This window comes from Ignatzschineria sp. PL_is040 (genome assembly GCF_055813795.1).
In genome coordinates, this window is record NZ_JBVPGU010000005.1 from 93,836 (window position 1) to 112,020 (window position 18,185).

General features: G+C 44.6%; 18 protein-coding genes. 11 read left to right on the top strand and 7 right to left on the bottom strand.

What is annotated here, in order from left to right; genetic code table 11:
* Nucleotides 1–45 precede the first annotated feature (45 nt).
* The 3 genes from radA to prfB form a co-directional block, all read right to left on the bottom strand.
* Entirely contained in the window at nt 46–1,404 is a 1,359-nt protein-coding gene (radA, locus tag AC0SAP_RS07550) for a DNA repair protein RadA (protein WP_473383723.1), read from the bottom strand.
* 156 nt (nt 1,405–1,560) lie between these two features.
* Nucleotides 1,561–2,886 (bottom strand): MFS transporter, encoded by a 1,326-nt coding sequence (locus AC0SAP_RS07555; protein WP_473383724.1) that lies wholly within the window; start codon nt 2,884–2,886, stop codon nt 1,561–1,563.
* 339 nt (nt 2,887–3,225) lie between these two features.
* A protein-coding gene (gene prfB / locus AC0SAP_RS07560; protein ID WP_109236717.1) for a peptide chain release factor 2 occupies nt 3,226–4,327 on the bottom strand; the annotation gives its coding sequence in 2 pieces (ribosomal slippage) (nt 3,226–4,251 and nt 4,253–4,327; 1,101 coding nt in all).
* Between the two features lie 332 nt (nt 4,328–4,659).
* Between prfB and AC0SAP_RS07565 the strand changes: the two genes are divergently transcribed.
* Nucleotides 4,660–4,788, top strand: a complete 129-nt coding sequence (locus AC0SAP_RS07565) for a hypothetical protein (protein ID WP_473383726.1) — start codon at nt 4,660–4,662, stop codon at nt 4,786–4,788.
* 585 nt (nt 4,789–5,373) lie between these two features.
* On the opposite strand, the gene trxA is transcribed toward AC0SAP_RS07565, so the two are convergent.
* The gene (gene trxA, locus AC0SAP_RS07570; protein ID WP_109236718.1) at nt 5,374–5,697 is read right to left on the bottom strand and encodes a thioredoxin; all 324 of its coding nucleotides are present in this window, start codon (nt 5,695–5,697) and stop codon (nt 5,374–5,376) included.
* Between the two features lie 196 nt (nt 5,698–5,893).
* Between trxA and AC0SAP_RS07575 the strand changes: the two genes are divergently transcribed.
* From AC0SAP_RS07575 to AC0SAP_RS07590, 4 genes are all read left to right on the top strand, one after another.
* The gene (locus AC0SAP_RS07575) at nt 5,894–7,474 is read left to right on the top strand and encodes a DEAD/DEAH box helicase (RefSeq protein WP_473383727.1); all 1,581 of its coding nucleotides are present in this window, start codon (nt 5,894–5,896) and stop codon (nt 7,472–7,474) included.
* A gap of 136 nt (nt 7,475–7,610) precedes the next feature.
* Entirely contained in the window at nt 7,611–8,096 is a 486-nt protein-coding gene (locus AC0SAP_RS07580; RefSeq protein ID WP_286481798.1) for an aminoacyl-tRNA deacylase, read from the top strand.
* 95 nt (nt 8,097–8,191) lie between these two features.
* The gene (locus AC0SAP_RS07585; RefSeq protein WP_133243704.1) at nt 8,192–8,461 is read left to right on the top strand and encodes a hypothetical protein; all 270 of its coding nucleotides are present in this window, start codon (nt 8,192–8,194) and stop codon (nt 8,459–8,461) included.
* Between the two features lie 165 nt (nt 8,462–8,626).
* Entirely contained in the window at nt 8,627–9,886 is a 1,260-nt protein-coding gene (locus tag AC0SAP_RS07590) for a class I SAM-dependent methyltransferase (RefSeq protein ID WP_473383729.1), read from the top strand.
* Between the two features lie 76 nt (nt 9,887–9,962).
* Here the strand turns inward: AC0SAP_RS07590 and recQ are convergent, their stop codons facing one another.
* A complete protein-coding gene (gene recQ / locus AC0SAP_RS07595) occupies nt 9,963–11,792 on the bottom strand; it encodes a DNA helicase RecQ (RefSeq protein WP_473383730.1) in 1,830 nt (609 codons plus the stop codon).
* Between the two features lie 183 nt (nt 11,793–11,975).
* Between recQ and AC0SAP_RS07600 the strand changes: the two genes are divergently transcribed.
* The 3 genes from AC0SAP_RS07600 (at nt 11,976) to AC0SAP_RS07610 (ending at nt 12,850) form a co-directional block, all read left to right on the top strand.
* Nucleotides 11,976–12,164 carry a hypothetical protein gene (locus tag AC0SAP_RS07600; RefSeq protein ID WP_473383731.1) on the top strand — a complete coding sequence of 63 codons (189 nt, stop codon included), beginning with the start codon at nt 11,976–11,978 and terminating at the stop codon, nt 12,162–12,164.
* Complete coding sequence (locus AC0SAP_RS07605) at nt 12,151–12,303, top strand: hypothetical protein (protein WP_473383733.1); 153 nt, start codon at nt 12,151–12,153, stop codon at nt 12,301–12,303. Before AC0SAP_RS07600 ends, AC0SAP_RS07605 begins: the two co-directional genes overlap by 14 nt.
* A 361-nt stretch (nt 12,304–12,664) precedes the next feature.
* A complete protein-coding gene (locus AC0SAP_RS07610) occupies nt 12,665–12,850 on the top strand; it encodes a hypothetical protein (RefSeq protein WP_473383734.1) in 186 nt (61 codons plus the stop codon).
* Nucleotides 12,851–12,856: 6 nt separating this feature from the next.
* Here AC0SAP_RS07610 and AC0SAP_RS07615 read toward each other — a convergent pair whose 3' ends face one another.
* Both AC0SAP_RS07615 and AC0SAP_RS07620 read right to left on the bottom strand, forming a co-directional pair.
* Nucleotides 12,857–13,468, bottom strand: a complete 612-nt coding sequence (locus AC0SAP_RS07615; RefSeq protein WP_109202296.1) for a response regulator transcription factor — start codon at nt 13,466–13,468, stop codon at nt 12,857–12,859.
* Nucleotides 13,465–15,273, bottom strand: a complete 1,809-nt coding sequence (locus tag AC0SAP_RS07620; RefSeq protein ID WP_473383749.1) for a sensor histidine kinase — start codon at nt 15,271–15,273, stop codon at nt 13,465–13,467. The genes AC0SAP_RS07615 and AC0SAP_RS07620 overlap by 4 nt, the downstream gene beginning before the upstream one ends.
* Before the next feature lie 276 nt (nt 15,274–15,549).
* Here AC0SAP_RS07620 and AC0SAP_RS07625 point away from each other — a divergent pair, with 276 nt between their 5' ends.
* The 3 genes from AC0SAP_RS07625 (at nt 15,550) to nrfD (ending at nt 18,103) form a co-directional block, all read left to right on the top strand.
* Complete coding sequence (locus tag AC0SAP_RS07625) at nt 15,550–15,768, top strand: hypothetical protein (protein WP_473383735.1); 219 nt, start codon at nt 15,550–15,552, stop codon at nt 15,766–15,768.
* Nucleotides 15,769–16,283: 515 nt separating this feature from the next.
* Nucleotides 16,284–17,024: a tetrathionate reductase subunit TtrB gene (ttrB, locus tag AC0SAP_RS07630; RefSeq protein ID WP_109202293.1), complete on the top strand. Its 741-nt coding sequence runs from the start codon at nt 16,284–16,286 to the stop codon at nt 17,022–17,024.
* Nucleotides 17,021–18,103 (top strand): NrfD/PsrC family molybdoenzyme membrane anchor subunit, encoded by a 1,083-nt coding sequence (gene nrfD, locus AC0SAP_RS07635; protein ID WP_473383737.1) that lies wholly within the window; start codon nt 17,021–17,023, stop codon nt 18,101–18,103. Before ttrB ends, nrfD begins: the two co-directional genes overlap by 4 nt.
* The last annotated feature ends 82 nt before the right edge of the window (nt 18,104–18,185 follow it).

Below are 18,185 nucleotides of genomic sequence, written 5' to 3' on the forward strand. Positions count from 1 at the left end.
GAATCAATTGATTGAATTGTTTATCTGATTCAGACCACTTATCGCTTAGAGATGATCCATCAATTCATTGATCTTCGTAACACCAATTACCTCCATATCGGGGATAGGATGCTTCGGTTTATTCGCTATTGGAACGATAGCGCGTTTAAAGCCATGCTTGGCTGCCTCTTTCAGTCGCTCTTCACCATGCGGAACTGGGCGAACTTCGCCGGCAAGACCGATCTCTCCAAAAACGACAAGATCGGATGGGAGAATGAGGTTACGAAAGCTCGAAAATGCGGCGGCAATGACCGCAAGGTCTGAGGCCGTTTCTGTCACTTTAACACCGCCTACCGCGTTGACATAGACATCTTGATCGAGCATCGCAATGCCGGCATGACGATGGAGAACGGCAAGGAGCATGGTGAGTCGATTCTGCTCTAAACCTAAAGTAACGCGTCGCGGTTGGCCGCCGAGGGAATCATCCACTAAAGATTGAATCTCTATCAGGAGGGGCCGCGTACCTTCTCGGGTCACCATAATGACACTTCCGGAACTTCGATCTGGTTGACGTGAGAGAAAGATTGCCGAAGGATTGCTAATAGGGCGAAGGCCTGTTTCGGTCATAGCAAAGACACCAATCTCATGGAGAGGACCAAAACGATTTTTGTAGGAGCGCATAATACGGAAGCGGGAATCGACCTCTCCTTCAAAATAGAGAACGCAATCGACCATATGCTCTAAGACTCTCGGGCCGGCAATTGCTCCCTCTTTTGTCACGTGACCTGCTAGGAAGATCGATGTTCCTGTTCGCTTTGCAAATCGTGTAAGTAGGGCAGTACTCTCTCGCACTTGGCCCACATTACCGGGGGCTGAGTTGAGGAGCTCTGTAAAAATGGTCTGAATAGAGTCGATTACAATAACGTCAAGATCCATCGGCTCAGCAACGCGGAGGATCTTCTCTACATTGGTTTCGGAGAGAAGTTGTAGTTTGGAACCATCGAGCTGTAAGCGTTCGGCGCGTAGTGCAACTTGACTTGGTGATTCTTCCCCCGTCACATAGAGAACCTTCTTCCCCTGATGACTGAGATGAATTAAGGTTTGAAGGAGAATGGTCGATTTACCAATTCCGGGATCGCCGCCGATTAGAACAACAGAGCCAAAGACTAAGCCACCTCCTAAGACACGATCGAGTTCATTAAGACCGGTAGAAAAGCGAGTTAACTTCTCTTTTTGTACATCTGTTAAGATCTGCACGCCTGTAGCGCCGGCAGTACCGGAGTAACCCGAGAGGCGCGTAGGAGTTGTTTCCACCACCATCTCTTCGATAGAGTTCCATGCTTTACAATCTAAGCATTGTCCCGCCCATTTTGGGGCAATGGCACCACAATCACGACAGACAAATTGGGTTTTAGCTCGGCTCATATACTTCTCCTTACAGATATTAGAAACTTATCCTGACCCTTATTTTAGAAAGTGATGCAGTATCACGATGGAGCAGGATCAGAAGGAGAGAGTTTAACATAAGCTTAAGACCGATTAATCTTCTCTTCTACTTTCTCTCGCATCTTTACTCATATCTTATCGGGCTATTTTCGCGATGGAACTCTCATATTGTGCTTTTTTAGGGAGCATCATGGAAGCGATCGCTGCCACAATGAGGAAGAATCCTGCTAGCCAGAAGGTGATATAGTGCGAGCCATAGGTCTCATAAGCCCAACCACCTAACCAAGAGCTTAATGTCCCGCCAATTTGATGACCAATAAAAGCGAGACCATAGAGAATCCCCACCAATTTAACGCCATAGATATCGGCAAGCATTCCTGAAGAGATGCCCATATTGCCGGCCCAGACAAGGCCACCCACAATGGCAACAGTATAGAGTTGCCAAGGCGCTAACACCATCACCAGTAAAAAGAAGGCAACACCGCGAACAGCATAGATCGCCACTAACATATATTTATGATCCACATGGGTACTGATTCTCCCAAGCATCACGGTACTAAAGATTGCTACAAGACCGATCAGGCTGACACCAAAAGCACTCACATCTCGGCTAAAACCATGATCGATTAACATCGGCACGGCGTGGGTTCCTAAAAGAGACATGCTAAAGCCACAAGCAAAGATGCCGATCACCAGTAACCAGAAAGGCTGAGTTGAGAAGACTTCACGCAAGCGATAGCTCTCTCCCTTCTTCACCTTGTTGCGGGCTGCGATCTTCGCTTGATGCGCTTTGATCTCACTCTCTGTTATTAAATCACCATATTGTGGTGGTGTACCGCGAATAATGGCAAAGGCAACAAAGAGGGCGGCGATGGTAAAGAGAATAGCATAACCGATTAAGGTGCTCTCCCAACTAAAGGATTGAATAGTTTGGCTAAAGAGAGGGGTTAATATCGCAATTCCCGCCATCGAACCGGTAGAGAGAAAGAGGAGCGCCATTGTTCTTTTGGCAATAAACCAACTACTGATCAATTGGGTAAAAGCAACAGGACTTGTAAAGGCGAGCCCAAAGGAGAGAAGTCCGCCATAGCTTAGGGCAAAGATCCAGATATTATGAGTATAGACTGTCAAGATGAGTGAGATAGAGACCATAATTGCCCCTAGGATTAAGGTTGTGCGCGTCCCATAACGATTGACGCAGAAGCCGGCAACGGGCATTCCAAAGCCATAGATCAGCATTCCAAAAGCAATCACTGCTGAAAGAGTGCTGCGACTCATACCTAATCCTTCACTCATTGGAATCACAAAAGGGCCGATACTCATGCGCATTCCAACGGTAAACATCGTTAAGAGTGCCGCGGCAATGACAATGGTCCAGCCGTAATACCATCTCTTCGGTTGAGGCGTAAAATTTTCTCGATTTTCGTCTCGATTCTCAGCATGATTTTCTATTTTTGACATCGTTTTAACAGTTCCTAGTAGTGATTCTATCGATCTTGTTTATCTTATTTTTCTGATGGAGTCTGAATATTGGAATTCATTTCGATCAGAGATCATCGATCATCGATCATCGATCGAGTGTTACGTCATTATTTCTTATTAAACATACTATAAAAAAGTATAATAATTAGCGAAAAAAGAGAGCAGCGGGTAAGACTGCTCTTTCTCTTTTTCGTTCCGGGGGCTATTGTAGCATCTTCCTTTTGAAATTGTTTGCTATTAGGTGCATAGTTTCACCTTTATAACACTGTTTGTCTCAATTGCCGGAGTTGCTATCGATCGTGATGGTGAATAATCACATTATAGCCCCATTTTCAGGCTCGCTTCGATAAAGTCATCAAGATCACCATCGAGGACAGGTTGTGGATTTCCCACCTCATAGCCGGTACGAAGATCTCTAATGCGCGCTTGATCGAGAACATAGGAGCGGATCTGACTTCCCCAGCCCACATCCGCTTTGGAATCTTGCAGTGCTTCTGCGGCATCTCGTTTCTTCTGCATCTCTAACTCATAGAGTTTAGAGCGTAATTGTTGCATTGCGACATCTTTATTGCGATGTTGTGAGCGTTCATTTTGACACTGAGCAACCACTCCGGTGGGGATATGGGTAATACGAACCGCTGATTCTGTCACGTTAACGTGCTGACCGCCGGCACCTGATGCGCGATAGACATCGACACGAAGATCGGAAGGATCAATATCGATCTCAATATTGTCATCGATCTCGGGGGAGACAAAGACAGAGCAGAATGAGGTATGGCGCTTATTATTGGAATCAAAAGGTGACTTTCGCACTAAGCGATGAACCCCTGTTTCGGTGCGTAACCAGCCAAAAGCATGATCGCCCTCAAAACGGATACTTGCTGATTTGATGCCGGCAACATCGCCGGGAGAGGCTTCTAATAGCTCAGTCTTAAAGCCATGATGCTCACCCCAACGAAGATACATGCGAAGCACCATCGAGGCCCAATCTTGCGCTTCGGTACCGCCGGCACCGGCTTGGATATCGATAAAGGCGTTATTACCATCCATCTCGCCACTAAACATGCGTTTAAATTCAAATTGCTCAATCTTTTTTTGATACTCAAGAAGATCGGCCTCAATCATCAAAAGCGTCTCTTCATCATTCTCCTCTTTTGCTAAGGCAACGAGATCTTTGGCATCATCAAGCCCATTTTGTAACGCTAACATTCCATTGACAAAGTCATCGAGCGTTGCGCGTTCTTGTCCCAACTTTTGTGCTTTTTCTGGATTTTCGGACCAGATGTTGGGATCTTCTAATTCCATTAAGACTTCAGTTAGGCGTTCTTGTTTGAGATCGAAGTCAAAGATACCTCCGAAGGTCAGCGGCTCTCTCGGAAAGATCTTTAATAGTGTGATTGAGTGTATTGATAAGTTCCATCTAGATAATTACTCCATCTATCTTATAAGTTGATTGATCCTTCAGCTTGTAGATCAGTAGTGAGGGGGAATAGATACAAGCATTGTTAAGATAAAGAATCATGAAGAGGAGGGTGCAAAAGGATTCTTTTAACTAAAAGGCTTGTAATAAAAAATGTTTAAAGGAGCTTATTATACGTGATTTAAGGACAACTGATAAATGAAAAGTATCTTTATAGAGGCTTTGATTAACAAAAGAGGCTGAACGCTGCCGGGTCTTACTATCGCGTACTACCACCAATCTTGCGCCGGCAGAGGGGCATCTTCTATTGTCGGCAGAGGATGATCTTTCTATTGTCGGTAGATATCCTTAATATCTCAATAGGATACCTCGGCATTGAAGATGCCGAACTGCGGGCATGCAGTTGTAATAAGAGCGAGATGGTTCTCTCCCGCGGCTCAACAGATTCTCTTATGGGTTGAATCCATTAAACAAAAGAGGCTGAACGCTGCCGGGTCTTACTATCGGGTACTACCACCAATCTTGCGCCGGCAGAGAGCGATTTTCTATTGCTCGGAAACATTATCTTATTTCAATTGTCACAAGAAAAAGCTGATGAGTTGCCGGAGATTACCTCTGCGTGTTTTCATGAATCGCATGCCGGCAAGTAGGTGAACTTATTCACCGGTCAATATCATTCGATTACTAGAATATTCTCGGCATTGAAAATGCCGATTTGCGGGCATGCAGTTGTAATAAGAGCGAAATGGTTCTCTCCCGCGGCTCAACAGATTCTTTTATGAGTTGAATCCATTAAACAAAAGAGGCTGAACGTTGCCGGGTCTTACTATCACGTACTACCACCAATCTTGCGTCGGCAGAGAGCAATCATTCGATTACTAGAAGATTCTCGGCATTGAGAATACCGATCTGAAAAAAACAACAAAAAAGCCGGCACTATGACCGGCTTTTAAATCTTTTGCTATCGTTTCTGGTGAAATATTGAACTTTCTTTACATTTCACATGAGATGAGTAGAGAATTCTCACTACCAAAATAACGCATCTATTAGAGATGGCTATCAATAAATTGTGCTAATTGTGCTTTGTTAAGTGCACCAACATGTTGACCCACGATCTCCCCATTTTTGAAGATCATTAATGCAGGAATACCACGAATTTGGAATTTAACAGCGGTGTCTTGGTTGTTTTGTACATCAAGTTTGACCACTTTTAATTTACCTGCATACTCTTCTGAAGCGGCTTCAACGATCGGTGTAATCATACGGCATGGCGCACACCAATCAGCCCAGAAATCAACGAGAACAGGAAGTTCTGCTTTTAAAACTTCCGCTTCAAAGGTTGCATCAGTTGCATTTACTAAATTACTCATTGTTACTCTCCCCTGAGAAATGGATCAAGATATCCAAAATTAGATTTGGAATTTTCTTTATAAAATATGATAATACCTTGGTATTACACCCGAAAAATGGGGAAATGACAAGGTTCGAACGTGATAAAAATTTCAACCACTGTCATTAATATAATTAATTGAAGAACAGATTAACTGAGGACTCAGGTCAATACCTATGGGAAAACCACTATTAACTTCTATGAAGTTTGCAGATTTAAATTTACATGATTCACTGAAAGAGAGCTTGGAGGATAACGGTTATGTCTACTGTACCGAAATTCAAGAGAAGGCACTCCCCGATCTATTAGCAGGGAAGGATGTCACCGGCCAAGCGCAAACAGGGACAGGGAAAACTGCAACTTTCCTATTAGCGACCTTAAACCACCTCATGACAGTGCCGGTAGAAGAGGGCAAGAAAGGCCCTTATGCCATTATTATGGCCCCAACGCGAGAATTGGCAGTGCAGATCCATAGCGATGCCGAGATGCTTGGACGCTATACCGGTCTGAAATATGCATTGCTCTATGGCGGTGCTTCTTATGGTACACAGAATGAGGCATTAGAGGCAGATCCTGATGTTGTAATCGGTACTGTTGGCCGAATTTTAGATTATTTTAAGCAGAAAAAACTGAACCTTCGTAATGTTGAGGTCTTTGTTCTCGACGAAGCAGATCGAATGTTCGATCTCGGTTTTATTAGCGATATTCGCTTCCTTCTCCGGCAGATGCCAAAAGTGGAAAAGCGTCAAAATATGCTCTTTTCTGCCACCTTCTCTCAGCGTATTTTAGAGCTCGCTTATGAGCATATGAATGATGCGAAACTGATTAAAGTTGAGTCAGAACAGTTGACAGGATCGCGCATTACCCAAAGGCTCTATCATGTTGCATCAGATGAGAAGATCAAGCTCCTCTTTGGTCTTTTAAAGCATGAGAAAGCAGAGCGCTCCATTGTTTTTGTAAATACCAAGCGTGCAGCGGATGAGGTCTTTGAATCGCTCAATGCCAATGGTTATAAGGCGGCGGTTCTCTCAGGAGATATTCCACAAAATCGCCGTGAAAAGTTACTCGAAGAGTTTAAAAATGGGGAGCTCTCTATCATGGTGGCAACAGATGTTGCTGCACGTGGACTCCATATTCCTGATGTGACGCATGTCTTCAACTATGACCTTCCCCAAGATGTGGAAGATTATGTTCATCGTATCGGAAGAACGGCGCGTGCCGGCGCAGAAGGTACCGCAATTACCTTTGCTTGTGAAGAGTATGTCTACTCATTGATGGATATTCAAGATTACATCAAAGAGGAGATTCCGGTTGAGAGCATCACAGAAGAGCTCTTAATTACACCGGAGGTGGAAGCGCCAAAACGTCGTGATCGTAGAGGAAGAACCCCGCGCAACAATCGCCGTACGGGAGATCGTAATGAGCGTGATAATCGTTCAGCGCGTCGAACGCCGCGTCGCCGTCGTCAAGATGATGAGAAAGGAGAGAAGGGTAATGAACGTAATGAGCGCAATGAAGAGCATAAAGGGCAATCACCAGTAGCGGATAAAGCGCCTGAGAATACCCCTGAAAAAGCACCTCAAAAAGAGAGCACACAACCTACTGCCGAGGCAGAGGGCTCCAATCGTCATGGTGAAGAGCAATCATCAGCACCGAAACGTCGCCCACGTCGTAATGTTCGTCGTCCACGCCGTAATAGTGGACCTCGCAATAATCGCGCACTTAAAGCAGATGCTCCGGCACCTCAAGGTGACTAAGTCAGCGAATCATTCAGAGAATCATTCAGCAAATCAGTTAGCAGATAAGTAAAATGGAACAGATAGATCTCTCTTATCGAACCTTAGGGTCTTTGATAAGAGAGATCTCTTCTTTTAGAGATTAGAGGAGTTATCGATGAAACGAGCAGAATCGGAACGGGTGAAGACGCCGGCAACGCTCTATCTAGATCGGCATCAATTGCCATATCAGCTATTTCAATGTACCGGGGAGATTGAGGGAACGGCCGAATTTATGGCTAACTTTCTCGGTGTTCCTGCTTATGAAGTGATTAAAAGTATCGTCTTTATGGATGAGAAGCATCATGGCTATATGGTTTTGCAACATGGCGATCACACCATCGATACTAAAAAGTTACGAAAAATTTTAGGGGTAAAGAGTATTCGCCCGGCACCTTATGAATATGCCCATAAATGGACGGGCTACCAATTTGGGGGAACATCTCCCTTTGGGATTAAGGCTGATCTTCCCATCTATGCAGAAGAGAGTATTTTTCAGTTAGAGAGCTTCTATATCAATGGTGGTCAGCGGGGTGTCAATATTAAGATTACCCCGGATCTATTAACCTATATTGGCGTTACTCCGATTTCGGTGACGAAATGATGGGGAAGATGAGATATCAGGATGAAAATCAGAGTAAAATCTAGAATAAAATCCAGAATGAAACTCAGAATAAATATCATAAATTAAGGATGAAGATGATGAAAAAAGTAGTACTCGTTTGTAGCTTTCTCTTACTCGTAACCGGTTGTGCTGCAGGACTCAATGATGGACAAGGAAGCTATCGTGGTAAGGGGCGAGTCGCTTCAATTATGGTGAATGAAGCGGGAGATTCTGAAATTAGTGTTGAGACAGAAGATCGAGGACATATTCCTGTAATTGTTCCTGGAAATGTCGATATCTTCCCAGGGCAGATGGTGAAGGTTGAGCGTAATAGTCGCGGGTTTGGTAAAGTTGATGCGCTTTAATCTTTAAACAGCAGATTTACATAACAAGCTTAAATAATATGTTTAAAGTAGTATGTTTAAAGCAGTAAGTTTGAAGTAGTAACTTTAAATAACCTTTAAATAACCTTTAAATCTGAATGAGAGTCGAAAGTCACCATTTGTAAAAGTTCATATAGGAGAAGATGAGTGCAACGTTTTAGTCATCAAAAGATTGAAGAAGAGTTACCGGTTCCGTCAGAAGAGGCGTTAGCGCTCTCAACTGAGTTGGCATTAGAGATAATTGCTGAAATTCGTGAAAAGGGACCGATGCCATTTTCGCGCTTTTTCAATTTAGCACTCTATCATCCTAAGCTTGGCTACTATACCGGTCCTCAAGCTGTTTTTGGTGAAGCGGGAGACTTTATTACCGCGCCACTTGTCTCTGATCTTTTTTCTCGCTCATTGGCAAATCAAGTAGAAGAGATTAAGCGCTTGATGCAATCTTCTACCAAGAACTCTCAAGTCGATACCTTTGATATTTTAGAGATTGGTGCCGGCAATGGCACAATGGCGCGCGATCTTCTTTTAGCCTTAAAAGCAGCGAAGCAATTGCCAACGCGTTATCTTATTTTAGAGGTCTCGCCTGATCTAAAAGCACGACAAAGAGCCCTCATTGCAGAGAGTTTACCGGAGTATATCGATCAGGTTGAATGGCTCGATGCCCCTCCACAAGAGGCGTGGAATGGGGTGATTATCGCTAATGAAGTATTGGATGCTTTAGCGGTTGAGCGCTTTAAAATTGAGGATGGTCAGCCCCACTATATCGATGTAGATATTGCAATTGATGAGGAGAGTCGTAGTGTCCGTTTTGTCTCTCAATTGAGAGCTGCTGATGCATCACTGCGACAATTTTATCAATCATTGCTTGATAAAGGATATACCCTCTTAGAGGGGACGGAGACAGAGTATTGTCCTACGCTTGAATCATGGTTGCCCTCGCTCTTTGAGCATCTTGAGAAGGGTGTTGCGCTCTTTATCGATTACGGCTATGACGAGCGAGAATATTATCGCCCAGAGCGCACGACTGGCACCTTGATTGCTCACTATAAACATCGTGCTCATGAAGATTTCTATCTCTACCCAGGGCTGCAAGATCTCACAGCGAATGTTAATTTCACCCAGGTTGCAACGCTTCTTGTGGAGATGGGGTTAACCTTCTTAGGCTATACTGCACAAGCTTACTTCTTGATGGGGAATGGCTTGCAAGAGATGGTGAAAGCAGAGCAGGAGGCTTTAGCGGAAAAGGGGGATAAGAATGATATCGGCTGGTATGAGCTCTCCCAAAAAGTGCAGCAACTCGTCCATCCTGAAGAGATGGGGGAGCGCTTTAAGGTCCTAGCTGTGGGTAAAAACTTTGATGAAGCATTACAAGGTTTTGCCCTCTACGATTATGCGCACCATCTCTAACTGACAGAGGGATATCTTAAAAGAAGCTGTTTGCTAAGTTTTAGTGAGTGCTAAACTAGATTCGTATGCTGAGAGATTAGCTTGCAGAGCTCTCACCTGCTTCCAACTCTTTGATCTTTTCGATAAAGAGCGAGCCATATTGGTCGAGTTTTTTCATGCCGATACCCCGAATGTTGAGAAATTCTCCCGGTGTTTTAGGGCGCTTTTCTGAGATCTCCCGTAAAGTAGCGTCGGTAAAGATCGCATATGCCGGAATATCGCGTTCGCGCGCAAGGGAGAGGCGGAGCTCTTTGAGCGGCTCATAGAAGGGGGATTTATAGTGGCTGCCGGGATCGGTAACAGTGCGATGAGCGATAAGATCTTGGCGGTAGAAGAGTTGCTTCTCCCCTTTTAAGATCGCTTTAGCCGCCGATTTGAGTCGTAAAATAGGGCGCGCATCAGGTGTTTGATAGAGATAGCCTCGAGCGATTAATGTCATAATCATCTCCCGAATGGTTCGCTCTGGATACTCTTTCATAATGCCATAGGTGGAGACTTGATCTAAACCGCGCTCGATAATTTGGCGATTTTTCGAACCTTTTAAGACTTGTGTGACCGTTGTAATACCATAATTTTGTTCTACTCGATAGACGCAAGAGAGGATCTTTTGTGCCTCAATAGTGATATTGATCTTCGGTGTCGTATTGGTGCAGTTGCCGCAATTATCACAACTTTCAAAAGTGGGGGTTTCAGAGAAGTAGCGTAAAATTTCAGCGCGCAGGCACTCTTCAGAGTGGCAATAGTCGATGAGCGATTGCAGATTTTGGTAGAGAATCCGTTTTCGTTCAGGATCGATTAGAAACTCATTATTCTCAATGAGATATTTCTGGTTAGAGATATCGCGTGGTGAGTAGAGTAGTAGGCAATGTGCCGGCTCCCCATCTCTTCCTGCTCTTCCTGCCTCTTGATAGTAGGCTTCCATATTTTGGGGCATATTGTAGTGGATCACAAAGCGGACATTTGATTTGTCGATCCCCATCCCGAAAGCATTAGTGGCAACAATAATCTCCACTTCATCATAGATAAAGGCATTTTGATGTTTTTCTCGCTCTTCACTACTCATGCCCCCGTGATAGCCTAAAGCATTGATGCCGGCATCTTGTAAAAATTGGGTGAGTAGCTCTACATTCTTCCGAGTCGCACAATAGATGACGCCTGAATCTTTGGGGTAAAATCGGCGAATAAAGTTAAGGATATAATCGCGTTTATTGGAGATCTTTAAGACCTCAAAGATCAGATTTTTACGATCGAAGCTGATAATCGATTCTACGGGATCTTGGAGTTGTAGAAGATTTTTGATCTCCTCGATCACATCGGTTGTTGCTGTTGCTGTGTAGGCGCCAACAGGAGGGCGATAGGGAAGTTGGTGGAGAAAATCGATAATCTCTCCATAGGCGGGGCGAAAATCGTGTCCCCATTTAGAGATGCAATGCGCTTCATCAACGGCGATAAAGCTCACTTTAACGGCGGAGAAGAGATTACGGATCAGCTGGCTATTGAGTCGTTCCGGGGCGATATAGATCAATTGATAGCGACCTTGCCGAATCGCAATAAGTCTTTGAACAAAGGTCTCCTCATCGAGCGTACTATTGATAAAGGTTGCCGGAATACCGATTTCGGTAAGAGAATCGACCTGATCTTTCATCAACGAGATAAGTGGGGAGACCACCAGTGTTACATGAGGAAGTAGGAGTGCCGGGATCTGATAACAGAGTGATTTACCACCGCCTGTCGGCATAATACCTAAGGCATCTTTGCCGGATAAAATGGCATCGATCAGACGCTGTTGGCCAGGACGAAACTCACTATAGCCAAAATATTTCGCTAGCGCTTCTTTCGCTTGTTGTGTCAATGACGTGGCAGTCAATGAAATACTCCCTCAATAAAACCGTATAAACAGTAGCAGAATTGCCCTCTCAAGTATATAGCAGTTCCTGATTCATTGTTTCAAATAGATAAAACAATTGATCATCAAGATGCCATTCTTCGGACATGCGGTGGTGAAAAGAATAAGATGGTTGTTCCCGCTCTAAAATCTTCTTAAGAATCATTGATTGAAATAAAAAGGCTGAACGCTGCCGGATCTCACTATTGCGTACTTCCATCAATTTCGCGCCGGCAGGTGGCGATCTTCTATCGCCGAAAACATTATCTGATTTCATTGATGACAACAAAAGAGATTACTGAGTTGCCGGAGATCACCACTGCATGCTTTCAGAAATCGTATGCCGGCAGATGATGATCTTCTATCATCGGTAACAATTATTACCCTATCGATACTCATTCGTGGCATCAAAGATGCCAACCTGCGGGCGTGCAGTCGTAATAAGAGCGAGATGGTTCTCTCCCGCCGCTCTACAGACTCTCTTATTGCTTGAAATAATCAAACAAAAAGGCTGAACGCTGCCGGATTTCACGATCGCATTCTTCCAGAGATCTCGCGCCGGCATGTGCAATCTCTATTGCCGGCAATAATCATTTTTTAATAGGTCATTTTTAATAGGTTTTTTCTCGGCATTGAAGGTGCCATTCTGCGGGCGTGCAGTCGTAATAAGAGCGAGATGGTTCTCTCCCGCCGCTCTACAGACTCTCTTATTGCTTGAAACAATCAATCAACAGAGGCTGAACGCTGCCGGATCTTACTATCGCGTTCTTCCAGAACCTACGTGCCGGCAGATGATGATCTACTATCATCGGTAACCATTATTACCCTATCGATACTCATTCGTGGCATCAGGGATGCCAACCTGCGGGCGTGCAGTCGTAATAAGAGCGAGATGGTTCTCTCCCGCCGCTTTACAGACTCTCTTATTGCTTGAAACAATCAAACAACAGAGGCTGAACGCTGCCGGATTTCACTATCGCGTACTTCCAGAAATTACGCGCCGGCAGGTGGCGATCTCTATTGCCGGAGATTATCTCTAGATCCTTCTACTCACTCGGTTTGAGGAGGTTATCGACCTCATTGAGGGTAGAGATAAATTCCGCAAGAGATTCGGTCTCTAACTTTTTCATCGCACTTGCGCGTTGCACTTCAACGGTTCGTACGGAGATCGATTCTCGTTGCGCAATCTCCTTATTCGTTAATCCCTCATAGACAAGGGCGGCAATCTGCTGTTCACGCTCTGTAAGACGCGCATATCGAGAGAGTAATTCATTATGTTTTGCTCGAGCGAGTGTCACCTTCTCGGCATTTTTAAGCGCATTCATTAAGGTGTCGAGATCGATCGGTTTCTCCAAGAAATCGACAGCACCCTCTTTTAACGTCTTTACGGCTGTTGAGACTTCACCATGGCCGGTGAGAATAATGGCGCCTATTGGGCTTTGATGATTTTTTAGCATCGTAATAACCGTATCTCCCGACATCTTGGGCATGCGTAGATCGACAATCGCAATCGCTGGTAAGGTGAGATCGACCCCTTCAATAAAGGCACGACCATCCTCCCACAGCGCAGTTGGATAGTTGAGGGCAGATACCAGAAATTGGCACGATTCGCGCACATCAGGCTCATCATCAACAATATGGACAGTTAAAGTACTCATTGTGGCTCCTTTTGATCGGTCGGGGTCAGTTCTCGCGATAAGATCAATCTCACGGCGGCGCCCCTTGCGCCATCACGACGATTATCGATTCGTAATTTACCATCTAAGCTCTCAATGAGACGCTGGCAGATCACTAAGCCTAAACCCAAACCATCTTTTTTAGAGGTGCGGAAGGGAACAAAGGGGGCATCGATCTCTGCTTGCGTAAAGCCGGGACCATTATCGAAGAGAAAGAGTTTAATATATTGCGGATAGATCTTAAGGCGAATATCGATCACTGTAGCACCTGCTTGTGCGGAATTCATCAAGCAGTTGGCTAAAACCTGCTCCAAAATAGAAGGAGTGATCACAATATTGAAATACTCGGGGATATCGACCTGAATATCGATATGACCATGCATCCGCAGTCGGGTAATTTCGATAATCTGCTCTAAAAAGGCGCGGAGATTGACCTCTTCTCGAATACTATTCTCCTCCGGCTTGGCCCATGAGCGCAGATTCTTAATAATATTGTGACATTGTGAGACCTGCTCATTAATCTTATGTAGCGGAGTTAAGAGGGGATGCTGTTGGTCACTCTTTTTAAGAATCATAATACTCCCCTCAGCATAATTGCGAATGGTAGAGAGGGGTTGATTGAGTTCATGGCCAATACCGCTTGCCATCTCGCCTAAAATATTCATACGATCTGCTTTTGAGAGCATCATCTCATAATCATGCATCGTTTTATAAGCATTATCGAGCGCTTTACGGCGTTTAGTTGCGGCATAACTCAGCCATAGGTGGTTAATGAGAAGGATCAGAAGAAAGAGAGCAAAGAAGAGAAGCCAGATCTTATGGGTGATCGCTAAGCGAAAGAGGGTCTCAAAGAGAGTTTCTCGCTCCTCATAATGTTTAATATCAGCCGCTAGTTGATTGATCTCCGCTAGCGTATAGGGGAGTTGCCAGGAGGGGAGATCAGGATCATTAAATTGAAAAAGAGCACTCTGAATTCGCTTTGCTGTCTCTTGATCGATCCCATTGAGGGCTGCTAGCGACCAACTCGGCATAAGATTGGTACTGGTTTGACAAGTAAAATCATCGATCTCTTTAGGATTGATGAGACGAAAGCTCCCTTCAGGCAGAATATCTTGACGTTCAAGGCGTTCATAGAGGCAGGCGGGAACAATAATGGCATCATTTTCATCTGTTGCCAAATAGTCAAAGAGCGCTTCTATTGGGTAACCGCGATATTGAAAGGCGATCTCTTTGGCTAATGTTGGTGAGTTTTGAATCATTTCATGGTAAGCGAGGAGAAATCCTCCCAATGCATTTTGACTGACCGCATCGACTCTCTTACCGCGAAGATCATTGAGTGTCTGAATCGGGCTCTCTTCCTTTACCCAGATGGCACTTCCAATCTTAGCGTGGCTCTCTTCTAAGTGGATATTCTCTTCAAGGCTCGCCATCCAGCGCATGGAGGCTTTTGAACGAAGGTTCATAAAAACACCTTGATGGGAGAGTAGTAGATCGATCGCGCCACTTGTCACTTCAGACTCAATATTATTGAGCTGTAGTGGTTTAAGGACAAAATGAAGATCGGGCATCTCGTGATTGAGCGCCGTAATCCAGGGGCACCACTCTTTTTCAGCCGCAACATCACCGTAGGGCGCTAAGACACCAATCGTTACGCGGGATCGGTGGTCGCGATCTGTTCGGTCGCCCATAGGTGAACAATGATAAGGTACTTCTGGCAGTCGGTTCGATATTGTATCTGCGGTTGATTTAGAAGTCGCAAGAGCCGTAGGGTTTATGATGCCGAGCATTAATATCACCAATATTAATCCTTTAAGCAGCATCAACATTATTGATGGAAGTAGTCGAAATCGAAGTGATTGAGGTAAAGGCAACAATTGCGCTCCTTTAGGGGTAGTCAATAGAAATTTCGGCATCTTCATAGACGGATGATTGGGTTAAGCGGTATTTCGGAGCAATAACATCAAAGAAATTTGCTCATTTGCATATTATAACGAGGTTATAGCGATTCGCCTATTTGTTGAAATTCTCAGCAATCAAATAATCATACAAAAAGGGCTGATGAGATGCCGGAGATTACCACTGCATGCTTCCATGAATTGCATGCCGGCAAGTTGACGACCTCAATCACTGGCAAATATCGCTCCGTTCTGATCCATATCGATACTGAGTTTGAAAATTTTTTATTCGTTGTAACAAAAGAGGCTGAACGCAGCCGGATCTTACTATCACGTATTTCTAAAAATTACGTGCCGGCAGATGGCGGTCTTTATTACTACTGGTAAGTATCGATCGTGTCGATCTGATTTCTCGGCATTGAAGGTGCCATTCTGCGGGCATGCAGTTGATATAAGAGCGAGATGGTTCCCTCCCGCCACTCAACAAATTCTCTTATGGGCTGAAGCAATCAAATAATCATACAAAAAGGGCTGATGAGGTGCCGGATATAGCCATCGCTCTTTTCCAAAAATCACGCGCCGGCATGTGGCAACTTGTTCTTTTAGTTGTTGAATATAGTGGGAAATCTGACTCTTTTGATCAAAAAAATCTCAGAAAAGCGAGTTTGAGAGACTTGCTCTAGATCAATTTATTAGCAGGTATGTGGTTTACCACAATAGAGGGGCTTTACAAAAGTCGCGATCATAAGAGCATGAAAAAATTTGTGGGATGGCCCACGTTATTCGGTTATTCGAAGTAGTAGCAGATTCAATCAATTGGGAATGCATATCAAATCGACTACTGGATATAGAGAGGAAGGTCATCCTCTCAATTCTAGAGTAGAGATGAAAGGAGAGTTTAGATGGATATTACACGCCGTGATCTACTTAAGCAGCTAGGCGCTTTAACTGCCGGAGCTGCTGTAGTATCGTTAAAAGAGGCACGAGCCGCAGAGAAGCGCGTACCCCCTCGCCGTGAGGGTGACCCGAATAAGCGCTACGGGATGATTGTCGATCTTCGTCGTTGTATTGGCTGCCAAGCTTGTACTGTGAGTTGTACGGTAGAAAATCAGATGCCGGCGGGACAATTTAGAACAACGGTACGCCAATATCAGGTGATCAGCTATGAGCAGGATCAAGCAACTAACGTTGTTTTACCTAGACTCTGTAATCATTGTGATAATCCTCCTTGTGTTCCTGTTTGCCCAACTCAAGCCACTTTTCAACGCGAAGATGGCATCGTTGTGGTAGATAATAAGATCTGTGTCGGTTGTGCTTACTGCGTTCAAGCTTGCCCTTATGAGGCGCGCTTTATCAATGAAGAGACAGGAACAGCTGATAAATGCACCTTCTGTGCGCATCGATTAGAAGCAGGGTTATTGCCGGCATGTGTGGAATCTTGTGTCGGTGGCGCGCGAATTATTGGGGATATGAAAGATCCTAATAGCTTAATTAGCAAAATGCTTGTGGAGTTTGCCGATGAGATCAAGGTCTTAAAGCCGGAGCAGGGAACGATTCCTCAAGTCTTCTATATTGGACTAGATGAAGCATTCCAATCGCAAGTTCAAGGTCAAGCAATGTTATGGCAGGAGATTGTATTATGATTCGTGAATTACTGACATTACCTCAAGAGATTGCCTGGCTTCCATGGGCAGTGCAATATTTCTTCTTTATCGGATTAGCCGCTTCAGCAGCCCTTATTGCCGTGATCTTAAGATGGTGGAAACATGGTGAGCTTAAAGGGCTTGAACTATTGGTGATGGGCTTTGGGATCACTGCCGGCATTGTCGGACCTATTGCACTTTTAGCAGACCTTCATCAGCCGGGGCGTTTTATTAACTTCTATATCCAGATGGCTCCTTGGTCATGGATGTGGATCGGAGCTGTCTTTGTCCCCCTCTTTATCGTGTTTCTCATTATCCAATTTCTCCTTCTTTTAAGAGAGAATAGTACGAAAGAGGGAACTTATAAGTGGTTTAGAGCGCTTCACTGGGGCAGTATCAATCCTTCATTCTGTTTGCAATGGACCTCGATGGGATTATTAGTGACCGCATTTATGATTCTTCTCTATACCGGTAAAGAGATCAATGTGCTTCGTTCACAACCGATCTGGTTTACACCATGGTTACCTTGGGTGCTCTTCTTTACGGCATTTCAAGCTGTACCGATGTGTGTTAAAGCGTGGAATTCACTCTCCTCAAGATGGTCGCAACGACAAGATCATACGGCGATTTTAAGTCGCTTTCAATTGGTCGGATTGATCGGTGTTGCCTTCACTTTAATTGGCTGGGCGATGAGTGATACGCCGGCAGGCGCTGCTTTTAGATCCCTCCCCGAGAAAGGATCTGTCTGGTTTACGATCGGTTTAAGTCTACTGATCTATTGGTTAGTTTTGATGATCTACACCTTAGTGAATTTTAACAAGCGCCGTATCAATTGTCGCTGGATCGATCTTCTTCTAGCGCTCGGCTCGCTCTCATTAGCATGGACGATCCGCTGGGCGATCTTAATGCAATCACAGACATTACCGAAATATAATGTGGTGATTAATCCTTACCATCTCGATTGGGGATTTAGCGGATTCTTAGGCATTCTTTCAACCTTTGGACTCTGGCTCACGCTTGTTATTGTTGTGTGGAGCCTCCTTCAAGATCGCTGGTTAACCTTTAAAGCTGTTAAATAATCAATTGTGGGGGAGCATCGAGTAGCTGCTACCCATAGGAGTAATAAGATGAGTGATGATAAATTGAAAAAAGGTATCGAAG

Coding starts and splice junctions, on each gene's coding strand:
- trxA (WP_109236718.1), bottom strand. CDS start 5,697: ATGAGTAATTTAGTAAATGCAACTGATGCAACCTTTGAAGCGGAAGTT.
- AC0SAP_RS07615 (WP_109202296.1), bottom strand. CDS start 13,468: ATGAGTACTTTAACTGTCCATATTGTTGATGATGAGCCTGATGTGCGC.
- AC0SAP_RS07605 (WP_473383733.1), top strand. CDS start 12,151: ATGCCGGCAGATGATGATCTTCTATCATCGGTAACAATTATTACCCTA.
- AC0SAP_RS07555 (WP_473383724.1), bottom strand. CDS start 2,886: ATGTCAAAAATAGAAAATCATGCTGAGAATCGAGACGAAAATCGAGAA.
- nrfD (WP_473383737.1), top strand. CDS start 17,021: ATGATTCGTGAATTACTGACATTACCTCAAGAGATTGCCTGGCTTCCA.
- ttrB (WP_109202293.1), top strand. CDS start 16,284: ATGGATATTACACGCCGTGATCTACTTAAGCAGCTAGGCGCTTTAACT.
- AC0SAP_RS07610 (WP_473383734.1), top strand. CDS start 12,665: ATGCCAACCTGCGGGCGTGCAGTCGTAATAAGAGCGAGATGGTTCTCT.
- AC0SAP_RS07625 (WP_473383735.1), top strand. CDS start 15,550: ATGCCGGAGATTACCACTGCATGCTTCCATGAATTGCATGCCGGCAAG.
- AC0SAP_RS07620 (WP_473383749.1), bottom strand. CDS start 15,273: ATGCTCGGCATCATAAACCCTACGGCTCTTGCGACTTCTAAATCAACC.
- AC0SAP_RS07585 (WP_133243704.1), top strand. CDS start 8,192: ATGATGAAAAAAGTAGTACTCGTTTGTAGCTTTCTCTTACTCGTAACC.
- radA (WP_473383723.1), bottom strand. CDS start 1,404: ATGAGCCGAGCTAAAACCCAATTTGTCTGTCGTGATTGTGGTGCCATT.
- AC0SAP_RS07580 (WP_286481798.1), top strand. CDS start 7,611: ATGAAACGAGCAGAATCGGAACGGGTGAAGACGCCGGCAACGCTCTAT.
- AC0SAP_RS07575 (WP_473383727.1), top strand. CDS start 5,894: ATGGGAAAACCACTATTAACTTCTATGAAGTTTGCAGATTTAAATTTA.